Here is a 6,352-nt window from a genome sequence, read left to right as displayed (position 1 = left end):
CGCCGGCGTCGGTCGCATGGGCGAACCCCGCGGCGAGTGCCGCGGCGCCGACGCTCAACGAAGCCGCAACGCGCGCGAGGCGGTGCAGGCCGTTACTGCGCACGGCTGGCCTCGCCGTTGCGTGCAGTCCCGTTCCACGGCGCGATCTTGAACAGCAGCAGCATGCCGGGAATCGCGAGCGCGGTGCACACGATGAAGTAGTCGAACCAGCCGATCTTCGCGACGATGAAGCCGCTCGCGGCCGACGCGAGCGTGCGCGGCACCGACGCGAGGCTCGTGAACAGCGCGAACTGCGTGGCCGTATAACGCGGGTCGGTCGTGCTCGCGATGTATGCGACGAACGCGGCCATCGTCAGGCCGGTGGTGAAGGTTTCGGCGCCGTAGACGATCGCGAGCGCGACGGTCATCGGGCTGAATTGCGGCGTGACGGCAATGCCGAACACCGACAGCGCCGACGCGATCGCATGGCTCGTCGACACGGTGAAGTCATAGAGCATCGCGAGCACCGGCGAACCGGGGCCGAGCTGCGCGAGCCACGCGAAGCCGAGCGTCGACACCATCTGCAGCGCGCCGAAGATCCACAGCCCGCGGCCGATGCCGATCTTCACGAGCCAGACGCCGCCGATGATGCCGCCGGCGACGCTCGCGACGAGCGCGGTGGTTTTCGCGACGATGCCGATCTCGGTGCGGGAGAAGCCGATGTCGAGGAAGAACGACGTCGACAGCGTGGTGGCCATCGTGTCGCCGATCTTGAACAGGAAGATGAACGCGATGACGAGCAGCGCGCCGGCCCAGCCGTCGCGCTGGATGAATTCGCGGAACGGCAGCACGATCGCGTCGCGCAGGTTGCGCGGCGGCGTGCCGACCACTTCGGGCTCGCGCACGACGAGCGTCATCAGGATGCCCGGCAGCATGAACGCGCCGGTGATCGCGAACACGACGTCCCACGGCAGGTGGTCGGACAGGATCAGCGCCAGCGAGCCGGGGATCAGCGCGGCCAGCTTGTACGCGTTCACGTGGATGGCGTTGCCGAGGCCCTGCTCGGTATCGCGCAGCAGCTCGCGGCGGTAGGCGTCGATCACGATGTCGGCGCTCGCGCCGAAGAACGCGACGAGCGTGGTGAGCGCGGCGACCGTCCAGATCGAGTCGCGCGGCGACACGAAGCCGAGCGCGGCGATCGCGCCCGCGACCAGCAGCTGCGTGAGCAGCAGCCAGCCGCGCCGGCGGCCCGGGCGCCAGCCGGGCAGGCGCGGGACGTAGCGGTCCATCAGCGGCGCCCACAGGAACTTCCACGTATACGGGAACTGGATCAGCGCGAACAGGCCGATTTCCTTCAGGTTCACGCCCTCGGAGCGCAGCCATGCCTGCACGAGGTAGACGAGCGTGAAGAGGGGCAGACCCGACGTGAAGCCCAGGAACACGCAGATCAGCATGTGCGTGTTCAGGTAGGCTCGCCAGCCGGGGTGATCCTCGTGAGCGGTGAGTGCGGGCGCCTCGTGTGGCGTTTTCGACATGGACTGGAACTGGATAGCGTTGACTGATTGCGGCGACAGCGCAGGCGGCGGCGCGGGTAGCGCAGCGGCGCGGCCGCACGTGCGTGCGGGCCGTCGGCGTCGGTCAACGGCTCCCCGGCTCAGCTGCGCTTGACGCGGTAGACAGCAAGACTACCACGCCAGTTCGCTCCCCATCGAATCGGTTGGCCTTCGTGCAGCACCACGCGGTCGAGGATCGTCACGCCGACTTCGGGCGCCAGCGCCTCGAAATCCTCGATCGTCAGCACCCGGACGTTCGGCGTGTTGTGCCACTGGTACGGCAGCGACTTCGACACCGGCATCCGGCCATTCAGCACCGACAGCCGGTGCGGCCAGTAGCCGAAATTCGGGAACGACACGATGCATTCGCGCCCGACCCGCGCGGTTTCGCGCAGGATCGCGGCCGTCTGGTGAATCGTCTGCAACGTCTGCGACAGGATCGCGATGTCGAAGCTGTGGTCCTCGAACAGGCGCAGGCCGTCTTCCAGGTTCTGCTGGATCACGTTGATGCCGTTCTTCGCGCTCGCGAGCACGCCCGCGTCGTTCAGCTCGATCCCGTAGCCGGTCACGTCCAGTTCTTCCATCAGCAGCGCGAGCAGCGAGCCGTCGCCGCAACCGAGGTCGAGCACCGTCGAGCGCGGCTCGACCCAGCGCGCGATCGTGCGGAAGTCCGCGCGCGCGGACAGGGAATTCAGCGCTTGCTGGTTCATGCACCCACCTCGTTGGCGATTCGTTCGTAATACGCGCGGATCAGGTTGTGATAGCGCGCGTCGTCGAGCAGGAATGCGTCGTGGCCGTGCGGCGCATCGATTTCCGCGTAGCTGACCGTACGCTTGTTGTCGAGCAGCGCCTTCACGATCTCGCGCGAGCGGGCCGGCGCGAAACGCCAGTCGGTCGAGAAGCTCGCGATCAGGTATTTCGCCTGCGTCTGCGCGAGCGCGGCCGTCAGGTTGCCGTCGAACGCCTTCGCCGGGTCGAAGTAGTCGAGTGCGCGTGTGATCAGCAGGTAGGTGTTCGCATCGAAGTAGTCGGCGAACTTGTCGCCCTGGTAGCGCAGGTACGACTCGACCTCGAATTCGACGTCGAAGCTGAAGTTGTACGCGTCGAGCGCGCCGTCGGCGCGGCGCAGTGCACGGCCGAATTTCTCGGCCATGTCGTCGTCGGACAGGTACGTGATGTGGCCGATCATCCGCGCGACGCGCAGGCCGCGCTTCGGCTTCACGCCGTGCGCGTAGTAGTCGCCGCCGTGGAAGTCGGGATCGGACAGGATCGCCGAGCGCGCGACCTCGTTGAACGCGATGTTCTGCGCGGACAGCTTCGGCGTCGACGCGATGTCGATGCAGTGCGCGACGCGCTCCGGATACATCAGGCTCCACGCGAGCGCCTGCATCCCGCCGAGGCTGCCGCCCATCACGGCGGCGAAGCGCTCGATGCCGAAGGCATCCGCGACGCGCGCCTGCGCGTGCACCCAGTCCTCGACGGTGACGACCGGAAAGCTTGCACCGTACGGTTTGCCGGTCGACGGGTCGATGCTCATCGGGCCGGTCGAGCCGAAGCACGAGCCGAGGTTGTTCACGCCGATCACGAAGAAGCGGTTGGTGTCGAGCGGCTTGCCGGGGCCGACCATGTTGTCCCACCAGCCGGTGCTGCGCGGATCGTCCGCGTAGACGCCGGCGACGTGGTGCGACGCGTTGAGCGCGTGGCAGACGAGCACCGCGTTCGAGCGCGCGGCGTTGAGTTCGCCGTACGTCTCGACGACGAGCTGATAGTTGCCGATCACGCTGCCGCTTTGCAAGCGCAGCGGTTCGGCGAAGTGCATGGTCTGTGGAGCGACGATGCCGATCGATTCCATTCGTTCCGCCTTATGACTGGGCAGCTAAATGGTGTCGGCGATGCGCGGAGTCGGAGATGCGCGGCTGACGACCTCTTTAGCCGCATTTGTAGTGAACCGCCGGGACAATGACGAATCAAGGCCCTGGCTGGTTCGCGCGCCCGCAATCGAGTCAGCAAATCGGCGCGTTTCTGGCTGCCGCCCGAGGGGCGACAGTCGGCAAAGTATAGCGGAAATTGCGGGGCGCGGATTCGGGCGTGCGGGCAGGGCGCCGCGCCCGCGCCATCTCACTGCAGGATCAGCCGCAAATGCGCGTCGGCCTGCTCGCCCGGCGGTTTCTGGAACCCGCCCTTCGCGAAGCGGTGCCATCGGCCGATCACGTAGCTGACGAGTAGGCTCGCCCGGGCGGCCGGGTCGTAGTCGGCCGGCAGCACGAACGGCGTCGCGCCGTCCGGCGGCGCGTTCGCCTCCGTGCGCGCGACGCGCAGGCATTGCTTGACGGTCGCCTCGATGCGGTCGAGCAGCTGGTTCACGCGCTCGGTGAGCCGCTCGTCCTCGCCGACCAGCGCTTCGCCGGTCAGCACGCGAGTCATGCCGGGGTTCTTCGCGGCGAAGTTGAGCATCGTCAGCGCGATCGTGCGTGCCTGCTGCACGCCGTTCGGCTCCTTCGCGACGATCTGGTTCACGAGCCCGAACAGCGCCTGCTCGATGAACTCGATCAACCCCTCGTACATCTTCGCCTTGCTGGTGAAGTGCCGGTACAGCGCGGCTTCCGACACGTCGAGCCGGGCCGCGAGCGCGGCCGTCGTGATTTTCTCGGGCTTGGGGGCCTCGAGCATCGCCGCGAGCGTCTGCAGGATCATCACGCGGCGCTCGCCCGGCTTCGGGCGGGCGCGGGTGGGTGTGGCCTGGCTTTCCGTTACGGCTTGGTCCTGCGGGTAAGTCGGCTGCATTTTTGTCGCCCCGATCGTGTGCCCAGTCGGAGCGATTTTAGCGAACGAATGCGTTGATCGACATAGTGCGGGCGACCGGTAGTCGGCAAATGGCCGGGCAGGTGGCCGGTGATCCAGACCGTACCGATGCCGAGGCGCTTGTAGCGCTTCAGGTGGCCGCGCGTATCCTCGACGAGGATCGCGTCGGCCATGCGTGCATTCGCGGTGCGCAGCGTCCGGCGCAGCATCGTGTGATCGGGCTTCGCGCGCCACGCGCGGCGGTCGCGCATGTGCTCGATCGCGATCACGCGCTCGAACAGCCGTTCGATCCGCAACTCGCGCAGCACCGCGCGCGCGTAGTTCTCCGGCGCGTTGGTCAGCACGAACTTGCGCCCCGGGAGTGCGGCGACGATGCGCGCCAGCCCGCGTTCGGCGCGCAGCATCGCGGGCAGGTCGGAAAACGTGTGGACCACGCGCAGGAAGTCGTGCGGGTCGATCGGATGATGGCGCGTGAGGCCGAGGAGTGCGGCGCCGTAGCGCTCGGTGTAGCCGTTGCGCAGGCGGTCGGCTTCGGCGCGCTCGACCTGCAGCGCGTCGATGATGTACTGCGTCATCGCGCGGTTGATCTCGGGAAAGATCGCGTGCGATGCGTGGTGAAGGGTGTTGTCGAGATCGAACAGCCACACCGGCGCGCCGGCGCGGGGCCGGCTGCGCGACACGCGCCGGCGCCGCAGCGGGGCCGGCAAGTCGGGTGTGGCGGTCTTGCTGCGTGCTCTCAATGCGAGCGGATCATCGTGCCGAACGGCTGCTCGGTCAGGATTTCCAGCAGCACCGAGTGCTCGATCCGGCCGTCGACGATGTGCACCGACTTCACGCCGCTCTTCGCCGCGTCGAGTGCCGACGAGATCTTCGGCAGCATGCCGCCGGAGATCGTGCCGTCTTCGAACAGTGCATCGATCTCGCGCGCGGACAGGTCGGTCAGCAGGTTGCCGTCCTTGTCCATCACGCCCGGGATGTTGGTCATCATCAGCAGCTTCTCGGCGTTCAGCACGGTGGCGAGCTTGCCCGCGACGAGGTCGGCGTTGATGTTGTACGACAGGCCGTCTTCACCGAAACCGATCGGCGAGATCACCGGGATGAATGCGTCGTCCTGCAGCGCTTTCACGACCGCCGGGTTGATCGCCTCGACTTCGCCGACCTGGCCGATGTCGATGTACTGGCCCGGGTTGTCGCGGTCCGGCATCAGCAGCTTGCGCGCGTGGATCAGGCCGCCGTCCTTGCCCGTCAGGCCCACCGCGTGGCCGCCGAAGTGGTTGATCAGCATCACGATGTCCTGCTGCACTTCGCCGCCCAGCACCCATTCGACGACTTCCATCGTCTCTTCGTCGGTGACGCGCATGCCCTGGATGAAGGTGCCGGCCTTGCCGATCTTCTTCAGTGCGTGATCGATCTGCGGACCGCCGCCGTGGACGATCACCGGATTGATGCCGACCAGTTTCAGCAGGATCACGTCGCGCGCGAAGCCTTGCTTGAGCCGCTCTTCCGTCATCGCGTTGCCGCCGTATTTGATGACCACGGTCTTGCCGTGGTAACGGCGGATGTACGGCAGCGCCTCGGCGAGGATTTCTGCTTTCAGCGTAGGGGCGATCTGCGAGAGGTCGATGGGCTCGGACATGGCGGCGGCTCTGGCTGGGAACGGTTGAAACACGGCGAATTGTACAGGAGTGGCGCAGCGCAGCATCGGGTTTTTGGACGGGCCGGAACACCGGCGGCACGACCCGGGCACCGCACGCGGCGGCCCGCCGGCTATGGCGCGGCGCGATGTGCGCCGCGATACGGGCAGCGCTGCGAGGGCGGTGGAGGCGAGGTGGTTCGCGGGCGTTCGCGATGGCCATCGGCCGAATGGCCGGCGTGCAAAATCCGTTCGCCGCGCTATGCTTGTCGCGTAGGGCGGCTTCCCGCCCGCTTGAGCGCTTCAGCCATGACCGATTCTGCCGCCGGCGCCCGTTCCACCCCGCGCCGCGCGCGGTGCCCGCACTGCGGGCGCAGCTTCGACA

The 6,352-nt window shown here is 67.3% G+C and carries 6 protein-coding genes; all 6 read right to left on the bottom strand.

Features of this window, described 5'->3' with window-relative positions; translation table 11 throughout:
* Positions 1-92: 92 nt before the first annotated feature.
* Entirely contained in the window at positions 93-1,514 is a 1,422-nt protein-coding gene (locus tag G3N99_RS32340) for an AmpG family muropeptide MFS transporter (RefSeq protein ID WP_174937429.1), read from the bottom strand.
* A gap of 119 nt (positions 1,515-1,633) precedes the next feature.
* Positions 1,634-2,242, bottom strand: coding sequence for a methionine biosynthesis protein MetW (metW, locus tag G3N99_RS32335; RefSeq protein WP_006755281.1), 609 nt, complete (start codon positions 2,240-2,242; stop codon positions 1,634-1,636).
* Positions 2,239-3,384 (bottom strand): homoserine O-acetyltransferase, encoded by a 1,146-nt coding sequence (locus G3N99_RS32330; protein ID WP_174937431.1) that lies wholly within the window; start codon positions 3,382-3,384, stop codon positions 2,239-2,241. Before G3N99_RS32330 ends, metW begins: the two co-directional genes overlap by 4 nt.
* Positions 3,385-3,650: 266 nt before the next feature.
* Positions 3,651-4,316, bottom strand: a complete 666-nt coding sequence (slmA, locus tag G3N99_RS32325) for a nucleoid occlusion factor SlmA (protein ID WP_011353547.1) — start codon at positions 4,314-4,316, stop codon at positions 3,651-3,653.
* Complete coding sequence (locus tag G3N99_RS32320; protein WP_206124402.1) at positions 4,283-5,074, bottom strand: pyrimidine 5'-nucleotidase; 792 nt, start codon at positions 5,072-5,074, stop codon at positions 4,283-4,285. The genes slmA and G3N99_RS32320 overlap by 34 nt, the downstream gene beginning before the upstream one ends.
* Positions 5,071-5,970 (bottom strand): acetylglutamate kinase, encoded by a 900-nt coding sequence (argB, locus tag G3N99_RS32315; RefSeq protein WP_006490510.1) that lies wholly within the window; start codon positions 5,968-5,970, stop codon positions 5,071-5,073. Before argB ends, G3N99_RS32320 begins: the two co-directional genes overlap by 4 nt.
* Positions 5,971-6,352 lie beyond the last annotated feature (382 nt).

Source organism: Burkholderia sp. Ac-20392 (assembly GCF_017104585.1).
GTDB lineage: Bacteria > Pseudomonadota > Gammaproteobacteria > Burkholderiales > Burkholderiaceae > Burkholderia > Burkholderia lata.
Note: the sequence above shows the minus strand (reverse complement) of the source record. Positions and strands in the feature narration are given on the sequence as shown.

Bases quoted from the DNA above. Each gene is read 5' to 3' on its own strand.
- metW (WP_006755281.1), bottom strand. From the start codon at position 2,242: ATGAACCAGCAAGCGCTGAATTCCCTGTCCGCGCGCGCGGACTTCCGC.
- argB (WP_006490510.1), bottom strand. From the start codon at position 5,970: ATGTCCGAGCCCATCGACCTCTCGCAGATCGCCCCTACGCTGAAAGCA.
- G3N99_RS32330 (WP_174937431.1), bottom strand. From the start codon at position 3,384: ATGGAATCGATCGGCATCGTCGCTCCACAGACCATGCACTTCGCCGAA.
- G3N99_RS32340 (WP_174937429.1), bottom strand. From the start codon at position 1,514: ATGTCGAAAACGCCACACGAGGCGCCCGCACTCACCGCTCACGAGGAT.
- slmA (WP_011353547.1), bottom strand. From the start codon at position 4,316: ATGCAGCCGACTTACCCGCAGGACCAAGCCGTAACGGAAAGCCAGGCC.